The 24817-nt window shown below is 65.3% G+C and carries 25 protein-coding genes and 4 tRNA genes; 22 read left to right on the top strand and 7 right to left on the bottom strand.

Translation table 11 applies throughout. The features are described 5' to 3' along the window. Positions 1-180: 180 nt before the first annotated feature. Positions 181-870, top strand: coding sequence for a LuxR C-terminal-related transcriptional regulator (locus ACGLHS_RS19715; RefSeq protein WP_394482414.1), 690 nt, complete (start codon positions 181-183; stop codon positions 868-870). Positions 871-879: 9 nt separating this feature from the next. Here the strand turns inward: ACGLHS_RS19715 and ACGLHS_RS19710 are convergent, their stop codons facing one another. From ACGLHS_RS19710 to ACGLHS_RS19685, 6 genes are all read right to left on the bottom strand, one after another. Then, entirely contained in the window at positions 880-3228 is a 2349-nt protein-coding gene (locus ACGLHS_RS19710; RefSeq protein ID WP_394482412.1) for a TonB-dependent siderophore receptor, read from the bottom strand. A gap of 71 nt (positions 3229-3299) precedes the next feature. Continuing rightward, positions 3300-4328, bottom strand: a complete 1029-nt coding sequence (locus ACGLHS_RS19705; protein WP_394482410.1) for a FecR domain-containing protein — start codon at positions 4326-4328, stop codon at positions 3300-3302. Then, positions 4325-4825, bottom strand: a complete 501-nt coding sequence (locus tag ACGLHS_RS19700; protein WP_093247432.1) for a sigma-70 family RNA polymerase sigma factor — start codon at positions 4823-4825, stop codon at positions 4325-4327. Before ACGLHS_RS19700 ends, ACGLHS_RS19705 begins: the two co-directional genes overlap by 4 nt. Positions 4826-4899: 74 nt before the next feature. Continuing rightward, positions 4900-5277, bottom strand: a complete 378-nt coding sequence (locus tag ACGLHS_RS19695) for a hypothetical protein (RefSeq protein ID WP_394482407.1) — start codon at positions 5275-5277, stop codon at positions 4900-4902. After that, positions 5277-5882, bottom strand: a complete 606-nt coding sequence (locus ACGLHS_RS19690; RefSeq protein ID WP_394482405.1) for a hypothetical protein — start codon at positions 5880-5882, stop codon at positions 5277-5279. Before ACGLHS_RS19690 ends, ACGLHS_RS19695 begins: the two co-directional genes overlap by 1 nt. Before the next feature lie 142 nt (positions 5883-6024). After that, entirely contained in the window at positions 6025-6345 is a 321-nt protein-coding gene (locus tag ACGLHS_RS19685; protein ID WP_394482403.1) for a hypothetical protein, read from the bottom strand. Between the two features lie 210 nt (positions 6346-6555). Between ACGLHS_RS19685 and ACGLHS_RS19680 the strand changes: the two genes are divergently transcribed. Beyond that, on the top strand, positions 6556-7221 hold the full coding sequence (locus ACGLHS_RS19680; protein ID WP_394482510.1) for an HAD family hydrolase: 666 nt from the start codon (positions 6556-6558) through the stop codon (positions 7219-7221). A 24-nt stretch (positions 7222-7245) separates the two neighbouring features. Here the strand turns inward: ACGLHS_RS19680 and ACGLHS_RS19675 are convergent, their stop codons facing one another. Continuing rightward, on the bottom strand, positions 7246-7863 hold the full coding sequence (locus ACGLHS_RS19675) for a chalcone isomerase family protein (RefSeq protein WP_394482401.1): 618 nt from the start codon (positions 7861-7863) through the stop codon (positions 7246-7248). A gap of 345 nt (positions 7864-8208) precedes the next feature. Here ACGLHS_RS19675 and trpE point away from each other — a divergent pair, with 345 nt between their 5' ends. From trpE to rpoB, 20 genes are all read left to right on the top strand, one after another. Next, entirely contained in the window at positions 8209-9711 is a 1503-nt protein-coding gene (gene trpE, locus ACGLHS_RS19670) for an anthranilate synthase component I (protein WP_394482398.1), read from the top strand. After that, the gene (locus ACGLHS_RS19665; protein WP_394482396.1) at positions 9708-10100 is read left to right on the top strand and encodes a GxxExxY protein; all 393 of its coding nucleotides are present in this window, start codon (positions 9708-9710) and stop codon (positions 10098-10100) included. Before trpE ends, ACGLHS_RS19665 begins: the two co-directional genes overlap by 4 nt. Then, positions 10097-10681: an aminodeoxychorismate/anthranilate synthase component II gene (locus ACGLHS_RS19660; RefSeq protein ID WP_093247440.1), complete on the top strand. Its 585-nt coding sequence runs from the start codon at positions 10097-10099 to the stop codon at positions 10679-10681. The genes ACGLHS_RS19665 and ACGLHS_RS19660 overlap by 4 nt, the downstream gene beginning before the upstream one ends. Positions 10682-10687: 6 nt before the next feature. After that, positions 10688-11746 carry a low-specificity L-threonine aldolase gene (gene ltaE, locus ACGLHS_RS19655; RefSeq protein WP_394482393.1) on the top strand — a complete coding sequence of 353 codons (1059 nt, stop codon included), beginning with the start codon at positions 10688-10690 and terminating at the stop codon, positions 11744-11746. Between the two features lie 15 nt (positions 11747-11761). Beyond that, the gene (locus ACGLHS_RS19650) at positions 11762-12424 is read left to right on the top strand and encodes a LysE family translocator (protein WP_093247442.1); all 663 of its coding nucleotides are present in this window, start codon (positions 11762-11764) and stop codon (positions 12422-12424) included. Between the two features lie 21 nt (positions 12425-12445). Further along, positions 12446-13468 carry an anthranilate phosphoribosyltransferase gene (trpD, locus tag ACGLHS_RS19645; RefSeq protein ID WP_093247443.1) on the top strand — a complete coding sequence of 341 codons (1023 nt, stop codon included), beginning with the start codon at positions 12446-12448 and terminating at the stop codon, positions 13466-13468. A 32-nt stretch (positions 13469-13500) separates the two neighbouring features. After that, on the top strand, positions 13501-14301 hold the full coding sequence (trpC, locus tag ACGLHS_RS19640) for an indole-3-glycerol phosphate synthase TrpC (RefSeq protein ID WP_394482389.1): 801 nt from the start codon (positions 13501-13503) through the stop codon (positions 14299-14301). Beyond that, positions 14298-15005, top strand: a complete 708-nt coding sequence (locus ACGLHS_RS19635) for a uracil-DNA glycosylase (protein ID WP_394482387.1) — start codon at positions 14298-14300, stop codon at positions 15003-15005. Before trpC ends, ACGLHS_RS19635 begins: the two co-directional genes overlap by 4 nt. A 106-nt stretch (positions 15006-15111) precedes the next feature. Further along, positions 15112-15197 (top strand) — tRNA-Tyr (locus tag ACGLHS_RS19630). 65 nt (positions 15198-15262) lie between these two features. After that, positions 15263-15336 (top strand) — tRNA-Gly (locus tag ACGLHS_RS19625). Between the two features lie 41 nt (positions 15337-15377). Next, a tRNA-Thr gene (locus ACGLHS_RS19620) sits at positions 15378-15452 on the top strand. Between the two features lie 73 nt (positions 15453-15525). After that, positions 15526-16719, top strand: a complete 1194-nt coding sequence (tuf, locus tag ACGLHS_RS19615; protein ID WP_012745744.1) for an elongation factor Tu — start codon at positions 15526-15528, stop codon at positions 16717-16719. Positions 16720-16740: 21 nt separating this feature from the next. Next, positions 16741-16816, top strand: a tRNA-Trp gene (locus ACGLHS_RS19610). 103 nt (positions 16817-16919) lie between these two features. Beyond that, positions 16920-17303 (top strand): preprotein translocase subunit SecE, encoded by a 384-nt coding sequence (gene secE / locus ACGLHS_RS19605; protein ID WP_007831049.1) that lies wholly within the window; start codon positions 16920-16922, stop codon positions 17301-17303. Positions 17304-17306: 3 nt separating this feature from the next. Then, on the top strand, positions 17307-17909 hold the full coding sequence (nusG, locus tag ACGLHS_RS19600; RefSeq protein WP_093243504.1) for a transcription termination/antitermination protein NusG: 603 nt from the start codon (positions 17307-17309) through the stop codon (positions 17907-17909). Between the two features lie 134 nt (positions 17910-18043). Further along, the gene (rplK, locus tag ACGLHS_RS19595) at positions 18044-18475 is read left to right on the top strand and encodes a 50S ribosomal protein L11 (protein WP_007831051.1); all 432 of its coding nucleotides are present in this window, start codon (positions 18044-18046) and stop codon (positions 18473-18475) included. Further along, entirely contained in the window at positions 18476-19174 is a 699-nt protein-coding gene (rplA, locus tag ACGLHS_RS19590; RefSeq protein WP_093243507.1) for a 50S ribosomal protein L1, read from the top strand. It abuts the gene before it with no gap. 265 nt (positions 19175-19439) lie between these two features. Then, a complete protein-coding gene (gene rplJ, locus ACGLHS_RS19585) occupies positions 19440-19976 on the top strand; it encodes a 50S ribosomal protein L10 (RefSeq protein ID WP_093243510.1) in 537 nt (178 codons plus the stop codon). A 43-nt stretch (positions 19977-20019) separates the two neighbouring features. Beyond that, on the top strand, positions 20020-20397 hold the full coding sequence (rplL, locus tag ACGLHS_RS19580; RefSeq protein WP_093243512.1) for a 50S ribosomal protein L7/L12: 378 nt from the start codon (positions 20020-20022) through the stop codon (positions 20395-20397). Positions 20398-20692: 295 nt separating this feature from the next. Then, positions 20693-24817, top strand: coding sequence for a DNA-directed RNA polymerase subunit beta (gene rpoB / locus ACGLHS_RS19575; RefSeq protein WP_093243515.1), 4125 nt, complete (start codon positions 20693-20695; stop codon positions 24815-24817).

The raw sequence follows: 24817 nt of genomic DNA, 5'->3' as shown, positions 1-24817 counted from the left end.
ACATGCCCATGTCCCCGGTTCCTTCGAGTGGGTGTTCATTCTTTCAAAGGGGTCGCGGCAGGCGCCATACCGCTTGGGGTCTATGCCGTTGGGTGGGGCCCGCGGCCTTGCTGCGCGGGGCAATCGCCGTTATCTTCGGCATCCGCCAGCTGAATGCATGCTGGGACACGGGGAAAAGCCATGAAAATCCTGATCGCCGACGACCACCGGCTCGTCATCGAGGCGGTCAAAGCCAAGTTGTCGGAGCTGGCACCCGGTATCGAATTCGTCCTGGCGATGAGCGTCGACGAATTGCTTGCCGGGGCCACCGATGACCTCGACCTGGCCCTGATCGACCTGAACATGCCTGGCGCCGACGGCCAGGCCCACATCGACGAAATCCGGCATCGCCATCCGGCGGTTCCGGTGATCGTGCTGTCTGGCTACGAAGACCCCGCCATCATGCGCAGTGCCCTCGAACGCGGCGTGCTCGGGTTCATACCCAAGGCCTACTCGCCCGAGGTCATGCTGTCGGCGGTGCGCCTCGTGCTGGCCGGTGGCGTGTACGTGCCGCCGATGATGCTGACGGCGCTGCCGCCCGGCATCGTCGCGGGCGTGGCGCCGCAGCCCGGCGCCGAAGCCATGGCGCGCGGCGGCGGCAGCGGCAACCAGACGCTGGAGCACCTGCGCAGCGTGCTGACCGAGCGCCAGGTCGAGGTGCTGCAATTGCTGTCGCAGGGCAAGCCGAACAAATTGATCGGGCGCAGCCTGGGCATCAGCGAGGGCACGGTCAAGATCCACCTGGCCGCGATCTTTCGCGCGCTGAATGTGCGCAACCGCACCGAGGCGGTGGTGGCGGCGCAGGCGCTGACCGAGGCGCAGCAGGCCTGAGCCTTTCGGCTACCAGCGGAAGGTGGCCTTGGCCTGCAGCGCGCGGCCCTGGCCGAAATACTGGCCGTTGCCCGCGACATAGGTCCTGTTGAAGAGGTTGGTCGCGTTCAGCGCAAAGGTGTAGGGGCCGCGCTCGTAGCGCAAGGCCGCATCGACCAGCGTGTAGGCCGGGTTGTAGAAGCTGTTGTCCGCGCTGGCCGGCACCTTGCCGACATAGCGCACGCCGCCGCCGACGCTCCAGCCGCGCCACTCGGGGCTGCCGAGCCGGTAGTCGAGCCACAGCGACGCGGTATTGCGCGCGGTCTGCACCGGCTGCCTGCCCACTTCGGCGAGGTTCAGGCTGCGGGTGACCTTGGCATCGAGGAAGGTGTAGCTGGCCACCAGCTTGAGCTGCTTCGTCAGCGCGGTCCGGGCTTCGAACTCGGGTCCGCGCGAGCGCACTTCGCCGATCTGCGCGGAGGGGGTGAACAGGTACGGGTTGATGGTCGCGACGTTGTTCCTGCGCAGGTCGAAGACCGAGACCGTGAACAGCGCGTCCATGCCCGGCGGCCGGTATTTCAGTCCCGCCTCCAGCTGCCGCCCGAGTTCGGGCTTGAAGAGGCTTCCGTTCGCCAGGGCCCCGGGCAGCGGCGTGAAGGAGGTCGAGTAGCTGAAGTAGGGCGCCAGGCCGTTGGGCGCGAGGTACAGCAGGCCTGCGTTGTAGGTGGTCTTGGTGTCCGGACCCTGCGCCGTCAGCACGCCGCCGGTGTAGGAGTTGCGAGACTGGTCCCGGCGCACGGCCAGCCCCAGCGACCACGGGCCCGAGCGCATCTGGTCCTGCACATAGATGCCGTGCTGCCTCAGCCCGTCGCTTGCGATGGCCGAGCCGAACACGGGCCCGACGGTCGGCACGGTCACCGGCGCTCCGTAGACCGGCGCGAAGGCATCGATGGAAGACGCGGGGCCCGCGCCGATCTTCTTGTCGCTCACATAGCGCTGGTAGTCCATGCCGATGAGCAACGTGTGCGCGACGCGGCCGGTGCGAAGGCGGCCCTCGACCTGAATGTCGAACGCGGACGTGCGGCTCTTGTCGACCAGGCGCCGGATGCCGCGATCGAGCGTGCGCTGATCGCTCTCGAAAGCCAGGCCGTAGACCTGCTGGTAGTCGATGTCCAGCTTGGCGTAGCGCGCGTTCTGGCGCAGGGTCCAGTTGTCGCTGAGCTGGTGCTCGAACAGGTAGGTGACCGAGGACGCATTGCGGTTGTAGTGGTCCACGCCCGGCTCCCCGATGAAGCGGCTCCTGGAGATGCGGCCGTAGGGGTTGGGCGTGATGAGCGCACCCACCGGCCACGCGCTCTCGGGCGTCATGCGGTCGCGCGTGACCTCGGCCAGCAGCGTGACCTTGGTGCGCGCCGAAGGCTTCCACGTCAGGGCCGGCGCCAGGAAGTTGCGGTCGTCGCGCGAGAAGTCGGTTTGCCCGCTGCTGCTGCGAAACAGGCCGTTGAGCCGGAACAGCAGGCTGCCGTCGTCGTTCAGCGCGCCGCCCAGGTCGAAGCTGCCCTGGTAGCGGTTGTTGTTGCCGATCGACAGCCCCACCTCGCGCACCGCTTCCGCCGAAGGGCGCTTGGACACCATGTTGATCACGCCGCCCGGTGCGGCCGGGTCGTACACCGTGCCCGGCCCTTTCAGCAGTTCGACGCGCTCCAGCCCTTGCGGCTCGATCAGCCAGCCGGAGTAGGCGTTCGAGGTGTAGAGCTTGAAGCCGTCGAGAAACTCCGCCGGCGCAAAGCCGCGCACCGTCAGCGACGACAGGCGCGGGTCGTAGCCCTTCACCTCGGTCAGCACGCCGGCCGAGTAGCGCAGCGACTGCTCGACGGTGTGCACGGCCTGGTCGTCCATCTGCTCGCGCGTGACGACGGTGACGGCGCGCGGCGTTTCGATCAACGGGGTGTCGGTGCGCATGGCGGTGGCGCTGCGCTGCGCGACGTAGCCGTGCACGGGGCCGTCGGCATGTTCGGTCTCGGCGGTCACGGTGAGCGTGGGCAATGCGGCGCTGCCCGTGGCTTCGGCTGTGGCGGCCGGCGCGGGTTGCACCGTGTAGGCGCCGCCGTCGCCGCGCACGGCGGCCAGCCGGTGGGCCGACAGCAGCGCGGCCAGGCCCTCGGGCACGGTGCGGCTGCCCGTGAGCGCATCGGCCTGCTTGCCGCGCACCAGCGCGGGGTCGAAGGACAGCGTGATGCCGGCCTGCCGCGCGAACCGGTTGAGTGCGTCTTCGAGCGGGCCCGCGGGCACCTCGAAAGCGGCGCGCGCGGCATCGCCCGCCTGCGCGCAAGCGTGTCGGGCAGGCGCGGCCCATCCCGCCGCGATGCCGAGCAGCATCGCGGGAAGCAGGATGGGCCTTGCCGCAAGGGACCGCCAGAACCCGGGAGGGCGGCCTTGAACAGGTCCTCTCAACGCCTGGAAACAGTCAACGTGTCCCCCGTGCCGTGTTGGAGCCGGACGGGCAGCGTCCGTACCAGTGCTTCGAGTGCGCGGCCCACCGGATCGGGGCCGTTGAGCTGGAAGACGCCCGACACCCGCAGCGATGCCACGTCGGCATCGCACAGCAGCGGCGCGCCACGGTAGCGGGCCAGTTCGGCCACGAAGGCATCGAGCCGCATCTGCTTGGCCACCAGCGCGCCGTCGGTCCAGGCATCGCTTTCGAAGCTGCGATCGACGATGCGCTGGGGCTCGGCGGTGTTGGCGCGGATGACGTAGCCGTCGCCGGCCTGCGCGATCACGGCGGGTGCATCGCCGGCGTGGATGGCCACGCGGCCTTCGGTCATCGAGAGCCGCGTTTCGCTTTCTTCCTGGCGCACGCCGAAGCGCGTGCCCAGTGCCTCGAAGCGCGCATGCGGCGCCTCGACCCAGAAGGCGCGGTGGCCGAGCATCGCGCCGGTGTCGGCACCGGTGCGCACGAACAGCTCGCCACGGCGCAGCACGATCACGCGCCGGCGCGGCGAGAACACCACCTGCACTTCGGAGCCGGTGTTGAGGTTCAGCTCGGTGCCGTCGGCCAGCATCACGCGCTTGCGCTCGCCGATGGCGGTGGCGTAGTCGGCGCGCTGCACCCAGGGCGCCTCGTGCCAGACGACAAGGCCGAGCGCGCCGCCGGTGACGGCAAGGCCCAATACGCTCATCACGCCGAGTGCGCGGCGCCGGCCCTGCGCGGTGCGCATGCGGGTGGCGGCCTGCAGCGCGCCGTGGGCCAGCGCGCCATTCGCGGGCGGCACCTGGCGAAAGGCGTCTTCGACGGACTGCACCTGCTGCCAGGCCTGCTCGTGCGTGGGGTGGGCGGCACGCCAGGCGTTGCAGGCTTCGTGCACCTGGCTGTCGGCGCTGCCCGAGCCGAGGCGCACCGCCCAGGCGATGGCCTGGTCGAGCAGTTCGTGCGGGCTTTCGCTGCCGGGCGCGGAGGAGGAGGGGAATGCGGGTTTCATCGCAGCGAGAGGCAGTGGCGGATCGCGCCTGCCATGTACTTTTCGACCGAGCTCAGGCTCACGCCCAGGCGTTGCGCGATCTCCGGGTAGCTCAGGCCGTCGAGCCGCGACAGCAGGAAGGCACTGCGCGCCTTGGGCGCGAGCCCGTCGAGCATGGCGTCGATGCGCATGAGCGCCTCGACCAGCAGCAGCTGCGTTTCGGGCGATGGCGCCTGCGGCTCGGGCAGGCTGGCGATAGCTTCGAGGCAAGCGCGCTCGAGCGTGCGGCGCCGGATGTGATCGACCGCGAGGCCGTGCGCGATGGTGGTGAGCCAGGCGCGGGGCTCGCGCGCCTCGGTGGCCTCGCGGGGGCGGCCGAGCACACGCAGGAAGGTGTCTTGTGCGAGGTCGGCGGCATCGCCCGCATGGCCGAGCTTGCGGCGCAACCAGCCCACCAGCCAGCCATGGTGGTCGCCGTAGAGCGTCTCTACGTCGCGGTCGGTGGGGCGGTCCGGCATGAAGGGGGGATGCAAGTCGTTTGGGAACGCAGCGAGGGTCGCGAGCATGAATCTATCTCACTGGGTTGACATATTTAAACAGCGAACCCGTACGCCTTGGGCAAGGAGGCCATCCGCACGGCCACGCGCGCGGCCTTGGGTGCGGGGCAGCGCAGGCCCTGGCGCGGCGTGCCTTCGCCGCCCTTGCGTGGACTGGTCTGCATGATCGGCGCGAGCGTGGAAAGACTGGTACTGGCCGGTGGCGCGAAGCGGTTCACGGGGCGCCTGTCGGGCTCGCAGGTGCCGAGGTTGAGGGAAACGATGAGGCCGATGGCCGCGGCGCCGATGCAGCACCAGTCCCGCAGGCGCGAGAGGCGAGGCGCGGTGGGCGGGCCGGCCGCGTCGTCGCCGGTGGCGGTGGATGGGGGCGAAGGGATGCATCGCAGCGTCATGGTCATGCCTCGCATCGACATCAGAGGTCCGTTGCCGATGCATGCGCCTCGCGCTGGCCGTGCAGCGGAAACCGCACCGTGAGGCAGCCATCGCCCAGCGGCGAGGGCGCGGCGTAGATGCGCGCGCCGTACCGCGCCGCGATCGTCTGGCAGGCCAGCACGCGCGCGGCCGTGGCGTGGTCGGCCGTGGCAAAGGCGTGCGAGAGGCGCGTTGCGCCCGCGCTGGCGTCGCGCCAGTTGATGACCGCGTGCTGCCCTTCGGCGCGGGCCAGCACGTGCAGCGTGGTGCCTTGCTGCAGCGTGCCGGCGGCCACGTCGAGGATGTGGGCGATGAAGCGGGGCAGGTCGCCCGGGACGACGGCGACGGTCAGCGCCTCGTCCGGCAGGAAGAGGTCGAGGTGGATGCCCCGGCGCGCCAGCATCGGTCCGTGGGCTTGTGGCATGGCGCGCAGCGGCTGCCGCAGGTCGATGGGCTCGCGGCCGGCGGCGGGCTCTTGCCGGTGGAAGTGCGGGTCGGGTGCGCGCGATGACAAAGGGGGGCGCAGGCCGAACGCCTTGCCCGTCAGCCAGGCGGCGCCGAGGGCGAGGAGCGACGGCCGGACGAGGCCGGTGGTGCTGGCGCTCATCGGGCTGCAGCCTTGGTGCGGACGGTGGCGAGGAAATTTTTCTGAAGCATGGCGAGGTGGCTCCTCTTGGGTTTCAGGTCAATGCATCCGTATGCCGAACGGGCGTGCCGAAACCCGTAATGGCGTGGGCAAAAAAAATGCGTCAGGGGTTCGTGGGCTTCGCGGCGTCCGGCGGCTGCTTCGGTTCTGCAAGCAACATCACCAGCATCACGACATGCAGCTGCAGGACCAGCGCGGCGGAAGCCCCCATCAGCCAGCGCTCGAGAGCGTCCATGGCCCAGTTGCCGGGGGTGTTGCCGAAGTCGCCGTGCCCGAAGAAGTGCAAGCCGACGAGGCCCGCGATCGGCGTGGCGAGCGTGAGCGCGATCCAGAACACCGGGGGCAGCGCGAACAGGGCGATGTGGTGCGCGGGGCGCCCATCAGGCGGCACGAGGCGGGCACGAGAGGGGATTTCTGGGCACATGGCGGATGAGGTCCTCTGTCGGTGGCAGGTGAATTCATCCTGTTGCCGAACGAGGCCGCCGAAACCCGTAAAGGGGAGCGCAAAAAACCGGGGAGGCAGAATTCGCCCCTTCCCTTTCTTCTTCTCTTTTCAGCCGGTCAGACTGCCTTGGACGCTTTTTCCCCAGACCTCTCCCGCTTCGACGCCGCCATCGTCGACCTCGACGGCACCATGGTCGACACGCTCGGCGATTTCGCCGCGTCTCTGAATGGCATGCTTGGCGATCTCTCGCTGCCTCATGTGGCCCCGGCCGCCATCGAAGTGATGGTGGGCAAGGGCTCGGAGCATCTGATTCTTTCCGCGTTGGTACACGTGATGACGCCTGCCGGCACCACGCCCTCGGCTGCCGAAGCGGGCGCGCTGAAGGCGAAGGCCGAGGCGCTGTTCGACCGTGCATGGGCGCGCTACCAGCACCATTACCTGGCCATCAACGGCCAGCATTCGGCGGTGTACCCGGGCGTGATCGAAGGGCTGAAGGCGCTGCGTGCGCGCGGCCTTCGGCTGGCCTGCCTGACCAACAAACCGACCTCGTTCGCCAAGCCACTGCTGGCCGCGAAAGGGCTCGACGGTTTCTTCGAGCGAGTGTTCGGTGGCGATGCGTTCGAGCGCAAGAAGCCCGATCCGCTGCCGCTGCTGAAGACCTGCGAGGCGCTGGGCACGGCGCCGGCGCGCACGCTGATGGTCGGCGATTCGAGCAACGACGCGCGCGCCGCACGCGCGGCGGGCTGCCCGGTGGTGCTCGTGAGCTATGGCTACAACCACGGCGAGCCGGTGCGCGGCGTGGATGCTGACGGCTTCGTGGATTCGCTGGCCGAACTCGCGGGCACGGCCGCGTAAAGACAGTGGGATCTGGGCGCAGGGCTACTGCTTGCCGAGCAGTGCGTCCTTCAGCTTCCAGTCGGCCGGGTTCGGGCCCAGCCAGATGCGCAGCAACGCATTGAAGAAGGCGGGCTCTTTTACCGGATCGGGCTGCGGCACGCCGCGCACGGTGATGACGGTGCCGGTGCCCGGCAGCCAGTCGATGGTGAAGGTGTCGCCGGTTTTCAGCTGCTTCTGGTCCGCGAACATCTGGCCCATGCGCAGCAGGCCCGGGATCAGGTGGACCATTTCGCTCTTGGGCGAGTTCTCTTCCACGCCCTTGGTGAAGAGCTTGCCGAGTTCGTTGGCGTCGATGTCGCGCAGCATCGTGATGGCCACGCGCTTGGGGCCCGGCGCGGCCAGCGCTTCTTCGGGCGTCGACACCTTCTTGCCCACATAGAGGCCGGCCGTGTAGACCTTGAAGATGGCCTTGTAGCGAATGCCTGCACCGTTCAGCTGCAAGGGGCTGCCGCGCAGATCCATGCGGTCTTCGAGCTTGACGCCGGCCACGTCGACCTGCGCGGCCGAGGCGCCGAGCGCCGTGGCAAGACAGGCCAGCACGGCCCAGCGAGCGCACTGGGAAAACAGGGAGAACACGGTCGGGAGCGAAGGTGCGAGCAAGTGAGCCTCCTGGAATTTGCGAACGGTCGTGCGAATGTATCTTTTTGTTTTACGACGCGGCCTTCGGGGGAACCCTGAAGGTGATGCAAGATGGTTCTCTTGCACGCTGGCGCGTTTTCGTGGGCTAAACTCGGCTTTCCATGTTCGTTCATCACATCAATCAAACAGGTGAAGGCAGCCGGGGAGCCTGGCCCTGGCGTCGCCATACATCGCTGACTGTTTGATTGCACGGCGCACGCCGTGCGCCCGCGGTTCCGAGTCGACGCACACCACGACGCCGGACCACCTGTGAATGACCTTGTCACCGGCCAAAGGAGCGCCGGGCGGCAACTGGAGAACGAATCCGTGATCACCGAACTTGAATTCAAGAGCCTCAGCGCCCAGGGCTACAACCGTATTCCGCTGATGGCCGAGGCCTTTGCCGACCTCGAGACCCCCCTTTCCCTTTACCTCAAGCTGGCTCATTCGCAGGGCGGCGGCAAGCACAGCTTCCTGCTTGAATCCGTAGTGGGCGGCGAGCGCTTCGGCCGCTACAGCTTCATCGGCCTGCCCGCACGCACGCTGCTGCGCGCCACCGGCTTCGGTGCCGATGCAAAGACCGAAGTGGTGACCGATGGCCAGGTGGTCGAGACCGCCTCCGGCAATCCGCTCGACTTCGTCGCGGCCTACCAGAAGCGCTTCAAGGTCGCGCTGCGGCCCGGCCTGCCGCGTTTTTGCGGTGGCCTTGCCGGCTACTTCGGCTACGACACCGTGCGCCACATCGAGCGCAAGCTCGAAAAGAGCTGCCCCCCTGATGCGCTGGGCTGCCCCGACATCCTGCTGCTGCAGTGCGAAGAGCTGGCCGTCATCGACAACCTCTCGGGCAAGCTCTACCTGATCGTCTATGCCGATCCGAAGCAGCCCGAGGCCTATGCCGTGGGCAAGCGCCGCCTGCGCGAGCTGAAGGAAAAGCTCAAGTACTCGGTGAGCGCACCCGTTGTGAAGCCCACGCAGCCGCATCCGCCCGAGCGCAGCTTTGCCAAGGCCGACTACATCGCGGCCGTCGAGCGTGCCAAGGAAATGATCGCCGCCGGCGACTTCATGCAGGTGCAGGTGGGCCAGCGCATCAGCAAGCGCTACACCGAGTCGCCGCTGTCGCTGTACCGCGCGCTGCGTTCGCTGAACCCCTCGCCCTACATGTACTACTACAACCTGGGCGACTTCCATGTGGTGGGCGCGTCGCCCGAGATCCTGGTGCGCCAGGAGAACACGGGCGAGGGCGAACAGAAGATCACGATCCGCCCGCTGGCCGGCACGCGCCCGCGCGGTGCATCGCTCGAACTCGACAAGGCCGCCGAGGTGGAGCTCATCAACGACCCGAAGGAGCGCGCCGAGCACGTCATGCTGATCGACCTTGCGCGCAACGACATCGGGCGCATCGCCAAGACCGGCACCGTGAAGGTGACCGAGGCCTTCGCGGTCGAGCGCTACAGCCACGTGATGCACATCGTGAGCAACGTCGAAGGCACGCTGAAGGACGGAATGACCGCCATCGACGTGCTCAAGGCCACCTTCCCGGCCGGCACGCTGACCGGCGCGCCCAAGGTGCATGCGATGGAACTCATCGACCAACTGGAGCCCACCAAGCGCGGCCTGTACGGTGGCGCCTGCGGCTACATCAGCTACGCGGGCGACATGGACGTGGCCATCGCGATCCGCACCGGCATCGTGAAAGACCAGATGCTGCACGTGCAGGCCGCGGCCGGCGTGGTCGCCGATTCGGTGCCCGAGCTGGAGTGGAAAGAAACAGAGGCCAAGGCGCGCGCACTCCTGCGCGCGGCCGAACTGGTCGAGGAAGGCCTGGAATGAGCGCAGCACCCGATATTCAAAACGACTTCTCGCACGAGATCATCGGCGCCGCCGTCGAGGTTCAGCGCGTGCTCGGCACGGGGCTCGACGAGGGCGCCTATGCCGCCGCGCTGGCCATCGAGCTGGCCGAGCGCGAGATCGGCTTCACGCGCGACGTGGCGCTGTCGGCCACCTACAAGGGCCGCTCGCTGGGCGAGGTGTACCGTGCGGGCTTCGTGATCGAACAGTCGGTCATCGTCGAGCTCAAGGCGGTCGATGTGCTGACCGACCTGCATCGTTCGCAGGTGCTGGCCGCGCTGCGGCTGTCGGGCCTCAAGCTGGGCCTTCTGATCAACTTCAACGTCTTTCCCGTGGTGAAGGGCGTGCACCGGATTGTGAGCAAGCCATGAAACTGCTGATGATCGACAACTACGACAGCTTCACCTACAACATCGTCCAGTACTTCGGCGAACTGGGTGCGGACGTGCAAGTGCACCGCAACGACGAGATCACGGTGGCGCAGATCGGCGAGCTGATCGCCTCGGGCGTCACGCGGCTCGTGGTGTCGCCGGGGCCTTGCTCGCCGGCGGAGGCGGGCGTGTCGGTGGCGGCCATCGAGGCCTTCGCGGGCAAGCTGCCCATTCTTGGCGTGTGCCTGGGCCACCAGGCCATCGGTGCGGCCTTCGGCGGCAAGATCGTTCGCGCACAGCAACTGATGCATGGCAAGACCAGCGAGATCACGACCACGCAAGAAGGCGTATTCGCGGGGCTGCCCGAGAAGTTCATCGTCAACCGGTACCACTCGCTGTCGATCGAACGCGAGAGCTGCCCGAAGGCACTGGCTGTCACCGCGTGGACCGACGACGGCGAGATCATGGGGGTGCGGCACACCGGGTTTGCGCATGACGTGCGCATCGAAGGCGTGCAGTTCCACCCTGAATCGATCCTCACCGAGCACGGCCACGCCATGCTCAAGAACTTCCTGGACTGACCCACCATGACCGAACGCTCTTCTCTCGTCGATCTGCGCAGCGACACCGTCACGCAACCCACGCCCGCGATGCGCGAGGCCATGATGGCCGCGCCGCTGGGCGACGACGTCTTCGGCACCGACCCGAGCGTCAACGCGCTGCAGGAAAAGATCGCTGCGCTGCTGGGCTTCGAGGCCGCGCTGTTCGTGCCGACCGGCACGCAGAGCAACCTCTGCGCGATCCTCTCGCATTGCGGCCGCGGCGACGAATACATCGTCGGCCAGCAGGCGCATTGCTACCGCTGGGAAGGCGGCGGTGCAGCGGTGTTCGGCAGCGTGCAGCCGCAGCCGCTCGACCATGCGCCCGACGGCACGTTGCCGCTCGCGCAGATCGAAGCGGCCATCAAGCCCGACGACGCGCACTTCGCGCGCACGAAGCTGCTGGCACTGGAGAACACGCTGGGCGGCAAGCTGCTGCCGTTCGACTACGTGCAGGCCGCGACCGACCTGGCCAAGCGCAAGGGCCTGCAGCGGCACCTCGACGGCGCGCGTCTTTTCAATGCCGCGACCGCGCAGGCCGCGCAGAACAAGCGCAGCGACATCCGCGCGGAAGCCCACCGCATCGCGCAATGCTTCGACAGTGTCTCGGTCTGCTTCAGCAAGGGCCTGGGCGCGCCGATCGGCTCGGCGCTGGTCGGTTCGCGCGAGTTCATTGCGCGGGCGCATCGCATCCGCAAGATGGCCGGTGGCGGTATGCGCCAGGCGGGCCTGCTGGCGGCGGCGGCTTCGCATGCGCTCGACCACCACATCGACCGGCTGGCCGACGACCACGCGCTGGCGCAGCGTCTGGCACAGGGGCTCGAAGGCATCGAGGGCCTGACGGTCGAGGCGCCGCACACGAACATCGTGTTCGCCGACCTCACGGGTGCGGCGCAGGCACGCTCGTCGGAGCTGATCGCGAGCCTCAACCAGCAGGGCATTCTTGCAACGGGGCTGTATCGCCTGCGCTTCGTGACGCACCTCGACGTGGATGCGGCCGGCGTCGACCGCGCCGTTGCCGCGATCCGGGGCTTCTTCAACGCCTGACCCGAAGGAGCTGCGATGCCCGATCTTCCGCATCTGCTCGCTTTCATTGCCGCCGGCTGGCTGCTGAACCTGACGCCGGGACCTGACGTGCTCTACGTCGTGACGAACTCGCTGCGCTCCGGCGTGCGTGCCGGCATCGTGGCCGGGCTCGGCATCACGGCGGGTTGCTTCGTTCACATCTTTGCCGCAGCCGTCGGTGTCGGCACGTTGATGGCGACTTCCGCGACGGCGTTCACCGTGCTCAAGTACATCGGCGCCGCCTACCTGCTTTACCTTGGCGTGCGCATGGTGCTTTCGCGCGCCAAGCCGCCTGCCGATCTCGATGCGGCGGCGGCAGCGGTGAGCGGGGAGCGCAGCCTCAAGGCGATCTTTCTCGGCGGCTTCTGGACCAACGTGCTCAACCCGAAGGTGGCGCTGTTTTTCCTGGCCTTCGTGCCGCAGTTCATTGCGCCCGGTGCCGACAACAAGGCGCTGTACTTCGTGCTGCTGGGCGTGCTGTTCAACCTCAACGCGATCCCGGTCAACGTGGGATGGGCTCTGGCAGCGGGCTGGATGGCGCATCGCGGTGCCGTGCAGAAGGGCATGCACTGGCTCGACCGCGTCGCCGGCGTCCTGTTCATCGGCTTCGGCCTCAAGCTCGCGTTCACCGACGCGCCGGCCGTTCGCATCGGCCACTGACACCTACCGAGGAGACTCATCATGATCACCCCCCAGGAAGCGCTGCAGCGCACCATCGAGCACCGCGAAGTCTTCCACGACGAGATGCTGCACATCGTGCGGCTCATCATGAGCGGCGAGTGTTCGCCCGTGATGATGGCCGCGCTGATCACCGGCCTGCGCGTGAAGAAGGAAACCATCGGCGAGATCACCGCCGCCGCGCAGGTGATGCGCGAAGTGTCGACCAAGGTGCCCGTCACCGACACCACGAACCTCGTGGACATCGTCGGCACCGGCGGCGATGGCTCGCACACTTTCAACATCTCGACCTGCTCGATGTTCGTCGCGGCCGCGGCGGGCGCCAAGGTCAGCAAGCACGGCGGGCGCAGCGTGTCGAGCAAGTCGGGCAGTGCCGACGTGCTGGAGTCGCTGGGCGTCAACATCAACCTGAAGCCCGAGCAGATCGCGCGCTCCATCGAGCAGGTCGGCATCGGCTTCATGTTCGCGCCGAACCATCATCCGGCGATGAAGAACGTCGCGCCGGTGCGCAAGGAACTGGGCATCAAGACGATCTTCAACATCCTCGGGCCGCTGACCAATCCGGCCGGTGCACCGAACATCCTGATGGGCGTGTTCCACCCCGACCTCGTGGGCATCCAGGTGCGTGCGCTGCAACGCCTGGGCACCGAGCACGCGATGGTGGTTTACGGGCGCGACGGCATGGACGAAATCTCGCTCGGCGCGGCCACGATGGTGGGCGAGCTGAAAGACGGCGAGATCCGCGAGTACGAACTGCATCCCGAAGACTTCGGCTTCGCCATGTCGAGCAACCGCGCGCTGCGCGTGGAAACGCCCGAGCAGTCGAAGGCGATGCTGCTGGGGGTGCTCGACAATCAGGCCGGCCCCGCGCTCGACATCGTGCTGCTCAATGCCGGTGCGGCGCTGTATGCGGCGAACGTGGTCGATTCGGTGGCGGCCGGCGTGGATCGCTCGCGTGCAGCCATTGCCTCCGGCGCGGCAAAAGCCAAGCTGGCAGAGCTGGTCCGGGCCTCCGCGACCGTTTGAGCCCCGCAGAGAAACCGAAAGCAGAACAAGCCATGTCAGACATCCTCGACAAGATCGTTGCCGTCAAGCGCCAGGAGATCGCGGCCGCGCAGAAGCGTGCGCCGCTCGAAGCGGTTCGCTTCGACGCCGAAAGCCGCGTGCTCACGCGCGACTTCGAAGCCGCGCTGCGCGCGAAGATCGCCGCCGGGCACGCAGCCGTGATCGCGGAGGTCAAGAAGGCCAGCCCGAGCAAGGGCGTGCTGCGTGAAGACTTCATTCCGGCCGACATCGCGCAAAGCTATGCCGAAGGCGATGGCGAGGTCAGCGCGGCCTGCCTCTCGGTGCTGACCGACAAGCAGTTCTTCCAGGGCGGTGTCGACTATCTCAAGCAGGCCCGCGCATCGTGCGACCTGCCGGTGCTGCGCAAGGACTTCATCGTCGATGCCTACCAGGTGTACGAATCGCGCGCGATGGGCGCCGATGCCATCCTGCTGATTGCCGCGTGCCTCGACGATGCGCAGATGAAAGACTACGAAGCCATCGCGCGCGGGTTGGGCATGGCGGTGCTGGTCGAGGTGCACGACGCAGCCGAGCTCGATCGCGCGTTGAAGCTGAAGACGGCGCTGGTCGGCGTCAACAACCGCAACCTGCGCAATTTCGAGGTGTCGATCCAGGCCACCATCGACCTGTTGCCCAGGCTGCCGGCCGATCGCCTGCCGGTGACCGAATCGGGCATCGGCACGCGTCAGGACGTCGCCACGCTGCGCGCGGCCGGCGTCAACGCCTTCCTGGTCGGCGAGGCATTCATGCGTGCCAAGGAACCCGGCGAGGCCCTCGCTGCGTTGTTCAAATGAGCCGGCCCGATCAGCTGTCGAGCAGCGATCCTGCCGACTGGCCGGTGGCGCCGGGCTGGCAGCCGCTGGTCGACGAGTTCTTCGCGGGTGCCGTTGGGCAGAAGCTGCAGGGCTTCTTGCGCGAGCGCCTCGATGCCGGCGCGGTGATCTTTCCGCCGCAGCCGTTGCGGGCGCTGGAACTGACGCCGCCTGAAGACGTGCGCGTGGTGATCCTGGGCCAGGACCCGTACCACGGACGCGGACAGGCCGAAGGGCTGGCGTTTTCGGTGGCGCCCGGCGTGGCGCTGCCACCGTCGCTGCGCAACATCTTCAAGGAGCTGCAGCGCGACCTCGGCACGGCCCCGCCGCCATTTCCGAATCCGGGAGGCAGCCTGGTGAAGTGGGCGACGCATGGCGTCCTGCTGCTCAACACCTGCCTGACGGTCGAAGAGGCGCAGCCGGCCAGCCATGCCGGCCGTGGCTGGGAGGTGCTGACGGACGCCGTCATCCGTCATGTTTCAGGCGGCGAGAAGTCTGTTGTTTTTATGCTATGGGGCTCGCACGCGCAGAGTAAGCGGGCGTTGATCGACGTTAAGCGCCATAAGGTGCTGATGTCGAATCATCCGTCGCCACTTTCTGCGTTGCGCCCGCCCGTGCCGTTCATCGGCTGCGGACATTTCGGCAAAGCGCGCGCGTGGCGGGAGGCGCAGCGGGCGCAGGGGTGAACTTGGGCGATAATCGTGGGCTCACGCCTCGAGCAGTTCTTCCGCATCTTCTTGATGCCGGGATTTCTGAGTAGTCACAAAATCGTGCTATATTTCGAGGTTCGCCGGAGAGGTGGCCGAGTGGTTAATGGCAGCAGACTGTAAATCTGCCCTCTTACGAGTACGCTGGTTCGAATCCAGCCCTCTCCACCAGCGATGAATTTGGTTTCTAAGAGCGATTGGATCTAGCGCTTTGGGTGCCTTGAAGTGCCCCCGATGCGGGAGTAGTTCAATGGTAGAACCCCAGCCTTCCAAGCTGATGACGCGGGTTCGATTCCCGTCTCCCGCTCCAGAGACCCGGTTCGGCGCCGGAAAGCGATTTGGTTAGATAAAGCCCTTTTGGCTCAGTGGTAGAGCACTCCCTTGGTAAGGGAGAGGTCGCGGGTCCGATTCCCGCAAAGGGCACCAGTTTTTGGGGGTTGCAACGGCAGCTTTGCAACCCATCTGCATACGTTGAAATCGTTTTTTTCGGAGTCGAAAAATGGCAAAAGGTAAATTCACCCGCACCAAGCCGCACGTGAACGTGGGCACGATCGGTCACGTTGACCACGGCAAGACGACGCTGACGGCTGCGATCGCAACCGTTCTGTCGGCCAAGTTCGGCGGCGAAGCCAAGGCTTACGACCAGATCGACGCAGCGCCCGAAGAAAAGGCTCGCGGCATCACGATCAACACCGCACACGTCGAGTACGAAACGGCCAACCGCCACTACGCTCACGTGGACTGCCCCGGCCACGCCGACTATGTGAAGAACATGATCACCGGCGCTGCCCAGATGGACGGCGCGATCCTGGTGTGCTCGGCCGCTGACGGCCCAATGCCCCAGACCCGTGAACACATCCTGCTGGCTCGCCAGGTGGGCGTGGGCTACATCATCGTTTTCCTGAACAAGTGCGACATGGTCGACGACGCCGAGCTGCTCGAGCTGGTCGAAATGGAAGTGCGCGAGCTGCTCGACAAGTACGAGTTCCCTGGCGACGACACCCCCATCATCCACGGCTCGGCCAAGCTCGCCCTGGAAGGCGACAAGGGCAAGCTGGGCGAAGAAGCCATCATGAAGCTGGCTGAAGCGCTGGACACGTACATCCCGACGCCCGAGCGCGCCGTGGACGGCACGTTCCTGATGCCCGTCGAAGACGTGTTCTCGATCTCGGGCCGCGGTACTGTGGTGACCGGCGCCGTCGAGCGTGGCGTGATCAAGGTCGGTGAAGAAATCGAGATCGTCGGCATCCGCCCGACCGTCAAGACCACCTGCACCGGCGTGGAAATGTTCCGCAAGCTGCTGGACCAGGGTCAGGCTGGCGACAACGTCGGCGTGCTGCTGCGCGGCACCAAGCGCGAAGAAGTCGAGCGCGGCCAAGTGCTGTGCAAGCCCGGCTCGATCAAGCCGCACACGCACTTCACCGCTGAGGTGTACGTGCTGTCCAAGGACGAAGGTGGCCGTCACACGCCGTTCTTCAACAACTACCGTCCGCAGTTCTACTTCCGCACGACGGACGTGACCGGCGCGATCGAGCTGCCCAAGGACAAGGAAATGGTCATGCCTGGCGACAACGTCAGCATCACCGTCAAGCTGATCAACCCGATCGCGATGGAAGAAGGCCTGCGCTTCGCCATCCGTGAAGGCGGCCGTACCGTGGGTTCGGGCGTCGTGGCCAAGATCCTCGACATCTAAGCCAAGCGTAAAGAGTACCGGAGGGGTATAGCTCAATTGGCAGAGCGTCGGTCTCCAAAACCGAAGGTTGTAGGTTCGATTCCTACTGCCCCTGCCACCTAGGTGGCACCCCGAAAAAGCCCGTCGCGTCCCGACGGGCTTCGGCGTCTCAAGAAGGCGCATTGAATTGAAGGCCGAAAGGCACAGGAAATCAGCCAACCATGGCCACTTCTCAAATCGAAACCGTGAGCACCGGCGCAGACAAGGCCAAGTTGGCTGCGGCTGTTGTGCTGGCAGTGGGCGCCATCGTGGCGTTCTACCTGCTCTCGCGCCAGGGCTCGCTGGTTCAGTGGGCTGCGCTGCTGGTCGGCTTGGCCGCCGCGGTGGGTGCCTTTGGCAGTTCGGAGAATGGCCGTCAGTTGTGGGCCTTCGGCCGCGACTCGTGGCGCGAGGTCAAGAAGGTCGTGTGGCCGACCCGCAAGGAAGCAATGCAGATGACGGCTTACGTGTTCGCCTTCGTGGCGATCATGTCCGTCTTCCTCTGGCTCACCGACAAGACGCTCGAATGGGTGTTTTTCGACCTCATTCTGGGCTGGAGAAAGTAAGTAATGACCGACGACGTAGTTGAAACCACGCCGGAAGAAGAGAACACTCCGATTCTGGCTCCTGCCGCCAATCCCGACCTGCGTTGGTACGTGGTGCATGCCTATTCGGGCATGGAAAAGGCCGTCGAGCGCAACATCACCGAGCGCATCAACCGCGCCGGCATGCAGGACAAGTTCGGTCGCATCCTGGTTCCGACCGAGGAAGTGGTCGAAATCAAGAACGGCCAGAAGCGCACGACCGAGCGTCGCTTCTTCCCGGGCTACGTGCTGGTCGAAATGATCATGGACGACGAGAGCTGGCACCTGGTGAAGCACACCAACAAGGTGACGGGTTTCGTGGGCGGTGCCAAGAACCGTCCGGCTCCGATCTCGCAGAAAGAGGTCGAGGACATCGTCAGCCAGATGCAGCAGGGCACCGAAAAGCCCCGCCACAAGGTGGAGTTCATCGTCGGCGAGTTCGTGCGCGTCAAGGAAGGCCCGTTCACGGACTTCAACGGCACCGTCGAGGATGTGAACTACGAGAAGAGCAAGGTGAGCGTGTCGGTCATGATTTTCGGCCGCTCGACGCCTGTCGAACTCGAATTCAGCCAGGTCGAAAAGACCTGAGCCTCGGGCCGAAAGGCCCGAACCCATTCCGGCTGCGCGTTGTCCGACTCGGCGCGCGGCCTTGATCGAAGAGTCGTTAAACCCCGGGGAGCCTCGGCGAGAGCCAAGGCGATATCACCCGCAAGGAGCAAAGCATGGCGAAAAAAATCGTCGGCTTCATCAAGCTGCAAGTGCCAGCTGGTAAGGCCAACCCGTCACCACCCATCGGTCCCGCACTGGGCCAGCGTGGTTTGAACATCATGGAGTTCTGCAAGGCGTTCAATGCGCAAACCCAAGGCGTCGAGCCGGGTCTGCCGCTGCCGGTGGTCATCACCGCGTTCGCTGACAAGAGCTTCACCTTCATCATCAAGACGCCCCCGGCGATCACCTTGATCAAGAAGGCCATCAAGCTGGAAAAGGGCTCGGCCCGCCCGCACACCGACAAGGTCGGCAAGATCACCCGCGCTCAGCTCGAAGAAATCGCCAAGGCCAAGATGAAGGACCTGACTGCTGCCGATCTGGACGCAGCAGTTCGCACCATCGCCGGCTCTGCCCGCTCGATGGGCGTGAATGTGGAGGGCGTGTAAATGTCCAAGATCACCAAGAAGCAAAAGTCGCTCGCCGGCAAGGTCGACAGCAACAAGCTGTACGCCCTCGTTGAAGCCATCGACCTCGTGAAGGAAGCCGCTACCGCCAAGTTCGACGAATCGATCGACGTGGCCGTGCAGCTCGGCATCGATGCGAAGAAGTCGGACCAGGTGGTGCGTGGCGCCGTCGTGATGCCCAACGGCACCGGCAAGACCAAGCGCGTGGCTGTGTTCGCCCAAGGCGCCAAGGCTGAAGAAGCCAAGGCTGCCGGCGCCGACATCGTCGGCATGGACGACCTGGCTGCCATGGTCAAGGCTGGCGACATGCCTTTCGACGTCGTGATCGCTGCCCCTGACGCGATGCGCGTCGTCGGTACGCTCGGCCAGATCCTCGGCCCGCGCGGCCTGATGCCCAACCCGAAGGTTGGCACCGTGACGCCCGACGTTGCGACCGCTGTCAAGAACGCCAAGGCTGGCCAGGTCCAGTTCCGCGTCGACAAGGCCGGCATCATCCACGGCACGATCGGCCGTCGTTCGTTCGATACCGACAAGCTGCAGGGCAACCTGGCTGCGCTGATCGACGCTCTGGTCAAGGCCAAGCCGACGACCAGCAAGGGCGTGTACCTGCGCAAGGTGGCTGTGTCGTCGACCATGGGTCTGGGTGTCCGCGTGGACACGCAAACCATCTCGGCGAGCTGAAGAGATTTGCCCGACCCCTGAGCTGACGTGAAGGGGAAGGGCGGATGTGGTGGGTCGCGGCGGCTTCGGTTGCCGCGGGCCATCCAAGACCGCTGGTGTGCAGGGCGCTGCACTTAATCGCCGGATCGATCCTTCCGGTATCCAGCGCAGATGGCGATCCCACTGCAAGGAATCAAGGAATTTGATTTTTTGTTCCGAACAGTTGGTCGCTGCATGAAGCGCGATCCAAGGCCCCGGCCGAAGATCGCATTAAAAGGAGTAGACCTTGAGTCTGAATCGCAGTGAGAAAGAAGCGGTCATCAGTGATGTGACCAGCCTCGCCGCTAAAGCTCAAACGCTCGTGATGGCGGAATACCGTGGCATCACGGTTGCCGATATGACCAAACTGCGCAGCGAAGCTCGCAGCAAGGGTGTGACCCTCAGCGTGTTGAAGAACACGCTGGCACGCCGTGCTGTCGCTGGTAGCGCATTTGAAGTCGTCGGCGACCAGATGACCGGTCCGCTGATCTACGGCTTTTCCGAAGACGCAGTGGCTGCCGCCAAGGTGGTGGCCGACTTCGCGAAGACCAACGACAAGTTGGTGATTCGCGGTGGCGCGTTTGGCGGCAAGGCCCTGGACGTCAACGGCGTGAAGCAACTGGCCAACATCCCTTCCAAGGAAGTGCTGCTGGCGCAATTGCTGGGCTTGATGCAATCCCCGATCTCTCGTACCGCCCGCGTGCTCGCGGCGCTGGCCGAGAAGCGTGGTGGTGGCGAAGCTGCACCCGCTGCCGATGCACCGGCAGAAGCGCAGGCCGCCTGAGCCTCGCGTTTGAAATATTCAACCCAATTGTTAGGAAACAAAAATGGCATTCGATAAAGACGCATTTCTGACCGCGCTCGACAGCATGACGGTCCTGGAACTCAACGACCTGGTGAAAGCCATCGAAGAGAAGTTCGGCGTGAGCGCCGCTGCAATGGCTGCTCCGGCCGCTGGTGGTGGCGGTGGTGCCGCTGCTGCTGCCGAAGAGCAAACCGAATTCAACGTCATGCTGATGGATGCTGGCGCGAACAAGGTTTCGGCGATCAAGGCAGTGCGCGAAATCACCGGCCTGGGCCTCAAGGAAGCCAAGGACCTGGTGGAAGCCGCTCCCAAGGCTGTCAAGGAAGGCCTGTCGAAGGCTGACGCTGAAGCCGCCAAGAAGAAGCTGGAAGAAGCCGGCGCCAAGGTGGAACTGAAGTAATTCAGACCCCCTAGAGGGCTGGAGGTGCCTGAAAAGGCCCTCCAGCCTTTGCCGCTTTCAGAGCGCACCCAAAAGCCGGCTCGTCGCCGGCTTTCCCGGAGACCCGAAAGGCTCCGGAAAAGCCAAGAACGAGACGTTTTTTGAGTGTCTTCTGACCCCGACTGCAGAAGACCCCTTGGTTCGGGCGATGTGCAACGCATCGCTGTCCGCCAACGGCTGGTAGTGGCCAGCCGCCAAGCAGTGGTGCCTCGGCACTGCTGACAAGTCGCTGAAGATCTCAAGCACCGGAGCTCTCATGGCCCAATCGTCCGCGTACAGTTACACCGAACGCAAGCGCATCCGAAAAAGTTTCGGTAACCGCGACAGCGTCGTCGAAATCCCCTACCTGCTGCAGATGCAGAAAGACGCGTACACCGCGTTCCTGCAAGCCGGCATCGCTCCCAAACAGCGCACCGTCGAAGGCCTGCAGGCCGCGTTCGACGCCGCCTTCCCGATCGTCTCGCACAACGGTTTTGTCGAGATGAAGTTCCTCGAGTACAACCTCGCGAAGCCGGCTTTCGACGTGCGTGAATGCCAGACCCGTGGTCTGACCTTCGCCTCGGCCGTGCGCGCCAAGGTCCAGCTCATCATCTATGACCGCGAGTCGTCGACGTCGCAGTCGAAGGTGGTCAAGGAAGTGAAGGAACAAGAGGTCTACATGGGCGAAGTGCCGCTCATGACCGACAAGGGTTCGTTCATCATCAACGGCACCGAACGCGTGATCGTGTCGCAGCTGCACCGCTCGCCGGGCGTGTTCTTCGAACACGACAAGGGCAAGACGCACAGCTCGGGCAAGCTGCTGTTCTCGGCCCGCGTGATTCCTTACCGCGGTTCGTGGCTCGACTTCGAATTCGATCCGAAGGACATGCTGTACTTCCGCGTGGACCGTCGCCGCAAGATGCCGGTCACGATCCTGCTGAAGGCCATCGGCCTGAACCCGGAATCGATCCTCGCGAACTTCTTCGTGAACGACAACTTCCGTCTGATGGACAGCGGCGCTCAGATGGAGTTCGTCTCCGAGCGCCTGCGCGGCGAAGTCGCGCGCTTCGACATCACCGACAAATCGGGCAAGGTCGTGGTCGCCAAGGACAAGCGCGTCACCGCGCGCCACACGCGCGAACTGGAACAAGGCGGCACCACGCACATCAGCGTGCCCGAAGACTTCCTGATCGGCCGCGTGATCGCACGCAACATCGTCGACGCCGACTCCGGTGAAATCCTGGCGAAGGCCAACGACGAGCTGACCGAAGCGCTGCTGAAGAAGCTGCGCACCGCCGGCGTTCAAGACGTTCAGGTGATCTACACCAACGAACTGGACCAGGGCGCGTACATCTCGCAAACGCTGCGCATCGACGAAACCGTCGACGAGTTCGCAGCGCGCGTGGCCATCTACCGCATGATGCGCCCCGGCGAGCCGCCGACGGAAGACGCCGTGCAAGCGCTGTTCCAGCGCCTGTTCTACAACCCGGACACGTACGACCTGTCGCGCGTCGGCCGCATGAAGTTCAACGCCAAGGTCGGCCGCGACGAATCGACCGGCCCGATGGTGCTGACCAACGAAGACATCCTGGCCGTGGTCAAGATCCTCGTTGACCTGCGCAACGGCAACGGCGAAGTCGACGACATCGACCACCTGGGCAACCGCCGCGTGCGTTGCGTCGGCGAGCTGGCCGAAAACCAGTACCGCACCGGCCTGGCCCGTATCGAGAAGGCCGTGAAGGAACGTCTGGGCCAAGCGGAGCAAGAGCCGCTGATGCCGCACGACCTGATCAACAGCAAGCCGATCTCGGCCGCGCTGAAGGAATTCTTCGGTGCTTCGCAGCTGTCGCAGTTCATGGACCAGACGAACCCGCTGTCCGAAATCACCCACAAGCGCCGCGTGTCGGCCCTTGGCCCGGGTGGTCTGACGCGTGAACGTGCAGGCTTCGAAGTGCGCGACGTGCACGTGACCCACTACGGCCGCGTGTGCCCGATCGAAACGCCTGAAGGCCCGAACATCGGTCTGATCAACTCGCTGGCCCTGTATGCCCGCCTGAACGAATACGGCTTCATCGAGACGCCGTATCGCCGCGTGGTGGACAGCAAGGTCACGAACGACATCGACTACCTGTCGGCCATCGAAGAAGGCAAGTACGTCATCGCCCAGGCCAATGCGACCCTGGACAAGGACGGCGTGCTGACCGGCGACCTGGTCTCGGCGCGTGAAGCCGGCGAATCGATCCTGGTCGGTGCCGAGCGCATCCAGTACATGGACGTGTCGCCCGCGCAGATCGTGTCGGTGGCTGCTTCGCTCGTGCCGTTCCTGGAGCACGACGACGCGAACCGCGCGTTGATGGGCGCCAACATGCAGCGTCAGGCCGTGCCTGTGCTGCGCCCCGAAAAGCCGATGGTCGGTACCGGTATCGAGCGCGTCTCCGCGGTCGACTCGGGCACCGTGGTCACGGCCACCCGTGGCGGTATCGTCGACTACGTCGATGCGACCCGTGTCGTGGTGCGCGTGAACGACGCCGAAGCGGCAGCCGGTGAAGTCGGTGTGGACATCTACAACCTGATCAAGTATCAGCGTTCGAACCAGAACACCAACATCCACCAACGTCCGATCGTCAAGCGCGGCGACAAGATCGCCAAGGGCGACGTGGTGGCCGACGGTGCATCGACCGACCTCGGCGAACTGGCCCTCGGCCAGAACATGCTGATCGGCTTCATGCCCTGGAACGGCTACAACTTCGAAGACTCGATCCTGATCTCGGAACGCGTCGTCGCCGAAGACCGCTACACCTCGATCCACATCGAGGAACTGGTGGTGATGGCCCGCGACACGAAGCTGGGTGCCGAAGAAATCACGCGCGACATCCCGAACCTGGCCGAGCAGCAGCTCAACCGCCTCGACGAATCCGGCATCATTTATGTCGGCGCCGAAGTGCAGCCGGGCGACACGCTGGTGGGCAAGGTCACGCCGAAGGGCGAGACCACGCTGACGCCTGAAGAGAAGCTGCTGCGCGCCATCTTCGGCGAGAAGGCTTCCGACGTGAAGGACACCTCGCTGCGCGTGGACCAGGGTTCGCAAGGTACCGTGATCGACGTGCAGGTGTTCACCCGCGAAGGCATCACGCGCGACAAGCGCGCCCAGCAGATCATCGACGACGAACTCAAGCGCTTCCGCCTCGACCTGAACGACCAGCTTCGCATCGTCGAAGCCGACGCGTTCGACCGTATCGAAAAGCTGCTGACTGGCAAGGTCGCCAACGGCGGCCCGAACAAGCTGGCCAAGGGCACCAAGCTCGACAAGGCCTACCTGTCGTCGGTCGAGAAGTTCCACTGGTTCGACATCCGTCCGGCGGAAGACGAAGTGGCGACGCAGCTCGAGTCGATCAAGAACTCGCTGGAGCAGACGCGCCACAGCTTCGACCTCGCGTTCGAAGAAAAGCGCAAGAAGCTCACGCAGGGCGACGAGCTGCCCGCGGGCGTGCTGAAGATGGTCAAGGTCTACCTGGCCGTCAAGCGCCGCCTGCAACCCGGCGACAAGATGGCCGGCCGCCACGGCAACAAGGGTGTGGTGTCGAAGATCGTTCCGGTCGAAGACATGCCCCACATGGCCGACGGTACGCCGTGCGACATCTGCCTGAACCCGCTGGGCGTGCCTTCGCGGATGAACGTGGGCCAGGTGCTCGAAGTGCATCTGGGCTGGGCCGGCAAGGGCATCGGTCAGCGCATCGGTGACCTGCTGCAGCAAGAGGCCAAGGTGGCCGAGCTGCGCAAGTTCATGGAGCAGCTGTACAACGGCTCGGGCCGCAAGGAAGACATCAGCTCGCTGAACGACTCCGAACTGCTCGAAATGGCAGCGAACCTGCAGAACGGCGCGACCTTCGCGACGCCTGTGTTCGACGGTGCGTCGGAAGAAGAAATCCGCGGCATGCTGAAGCTCGCCTACCCGGATGACATCGCCAAGCTCAAGGGCCTGACCGATACGCGCACGCAGGCGTACCTGTTCGACGGCCGCACCGGCGACCAGTTCGAGCGTCCCGTCACCGTCGGCTACATGCACTTCTTGAAGCTGCACCACTTGGTCGACGACAAGATGCACGCCCGCTCGACCGGCCCGTACTCGCTCGTCACGCAGCAACCGCTGGGCGGCAAGGCGCAGTTCGGCGGCCAGCGTTTCGGGGAAATGGAAGTGTGGGCGCTGGAAGCTTACGGCGCCGCCTACGTCCTGCAGGAAATGCTGACCGTGAAGTCCGACGACGTGCAAGGCCGTACCAAGGTGTACGAGAGCATCGTCAAGGGCGAGCACTCGATCGAAGCCGGCATGCCGGAATCGTTCAACGTGCTGGTCAAGGAAATTCGTTCGCTGGGGCTCGACATCGAGCTCGAGCGTTCTTAA

Source organism: Variovorax sp. VaC1 (assembly GCF_043658315.1).
Taxonomy (GTDB): Bacteria; Pseudomonadota; Gammaproteobacteria; order Burkholderiales; family Burkholderiaceae_C; genus Variovorax.
The sequence above is the reverse complement of the archived record's forward strand: the minus strand, read 5'-3'. Positions and strand labels throughout refer to the sequence as shown.

Bases quoted from the DNA above. Each gene is read 5' to 3' on its own strand.
- ACGLHS_RS19715 (WP_394482414.1), top strand. From the start codon at position 181: ATGAAAATCCTGATCGCCGACGACCACCGGCTCGTCATCGAGGCGGTC.
- ACGLHS_RS19710 (WP_394482412.1), bottom strand. From the start codon at position 3,228: ATGCTGCTCGGCATCGCGGCGGGATGGGCCGCGCCTGCCCGACACGCT.
- ACGLHS_RS19705 (WP_394482410.1), bottom strand. From the start codon at position 4,328: ATGAAACCCGCATTCCCCTCCTCCTCCGCGCCCGGCAGCGAAAGCCCG.
- ACGLHS_RS19700 (WP_093247432.1), bottom strand. From the start codon at position 4,825: ATGCCGGACCGCCCCACCGACCGCGACGTAGAGACGCTCTACGGCGAC.
- ACGLHS_RS19695 (WP_394482407.1), bottom strand. From the start codon at position 5,277: ATGTCGATGCGAGGCATGACCATGACGCTGCGATGCATCCCTTCGCCC.
- ACGLHS_RS19690 (WP_394482405.1), bottom strand. From the start codon at position 5,882: ATGAGCGCCAGCACCACCGGCCTCGTCCGGCCGTCGCTCCTCGCCCTC.
- ACGLHS_RS19685 (WP_394482403.1), bottom strand. From the start codon at position 6,345: ATGTGCCCAGAAATCCCCTCTCGTGCCCGCCTCGTGCCGCCTGATGGG.
- ACGLHS_RS19680 (WP_394482510.1), top strand. From the start codon at position 6,556: ATGGTCGACACGCTCGGCGATTTCGCCGCGTCTCTGAATGGCATGCTT.
- ACGLHS_RS19665 (WP_394482396.1), top strand. From the start codon at position 9,708: ATGAGCGCAGCACCCGATATTCAAAACGACTTCTCGCACGAGATCATC.
- ACGLHS_RS19660 (WP_093247440.1), top strand. From the start codon at position 10,097: ATGAAACTGCTGATGATCGACAACTACGACAGCTTCACCTACAACATC.
- ltaE (WP_394482393.1), top strand. From the start codon at position 10,688: ATGACCGAACGCTCTTCTCTCGTCGATCTGCGCAGCGACACCGTCACG.
- ACGLHS_RS19650 (WP_093247442.1), top strand. From the start codon at position 11,762: ATGCCCGATCTTCCGCATCTGCTCGCTTTCATTGCCGCCGGCTGGCTG.
- trpD (WP_093247443.1), top strand. From the start codon at position 12,446: ATGATCACCCCCCAGGAAGCGCTGCAGCGCACCATCGAGCACCGCGAA.
- trpC (WP_394482389.1), top strand. From the start codon at position 13,501: ATGTCAGACATCCTCGACAAGATCGTTGCCGTCAAGCGCCAGGAGATC.
- ACGLHS_RS19635 (WP_394482387.1), top strand. From the start codon at position 14,298: ATGAGCCGGCCCGATCAGCTGTCGAGCAGCGATCCTGCCGACTGGCCG.
- tuf (WP_012745744.1), top strand. From the start codon at position 15,526: ATGGCAAAAGGTAAATTCACCCGCACCAAGCCGCACGTGAACGTGGGC.
- secE (WP_007831049.1), top strand. From the start codon at position 16,920: ATGGCCACTTCTCAAATCGAAACCGTGAGCACCGGCGCAGACAAGGCC.
- nusG (WP_093243504.1), top strand. From the start codon at position 17,307: ATGACCGACGACGTAGTTGAAACCACGCCGGAAGAAGAGAACACTCCG.
- rplK (WP_007831051.1), top strand. From the start codon at position 18,044: ATGGCGAAAAAAATCGTCGGCTTCATCAAGCTGCAAGTGCCAGCTGGT.
- rplA (WP_093243507.1), top strand. From the start codon at position 18,476: ATGTCCAAGATCACCAAGAAGCAAAAGTCGCTCGCCGGCAAGGTCGAC.
- rplL (WP_093243512.1), top strand. From the start codon at position 20,020: ATGGCATTCGATAAAGACGCATTTCTGACCGCGCTCGACAGCATGACG.
- rpoB (WP_093243515.1), top strand. From the start codon at position 20,693: ATGGCCCAATCGTCCGCGTACAGTTACACCGAACGCAAGCGCATCCGA.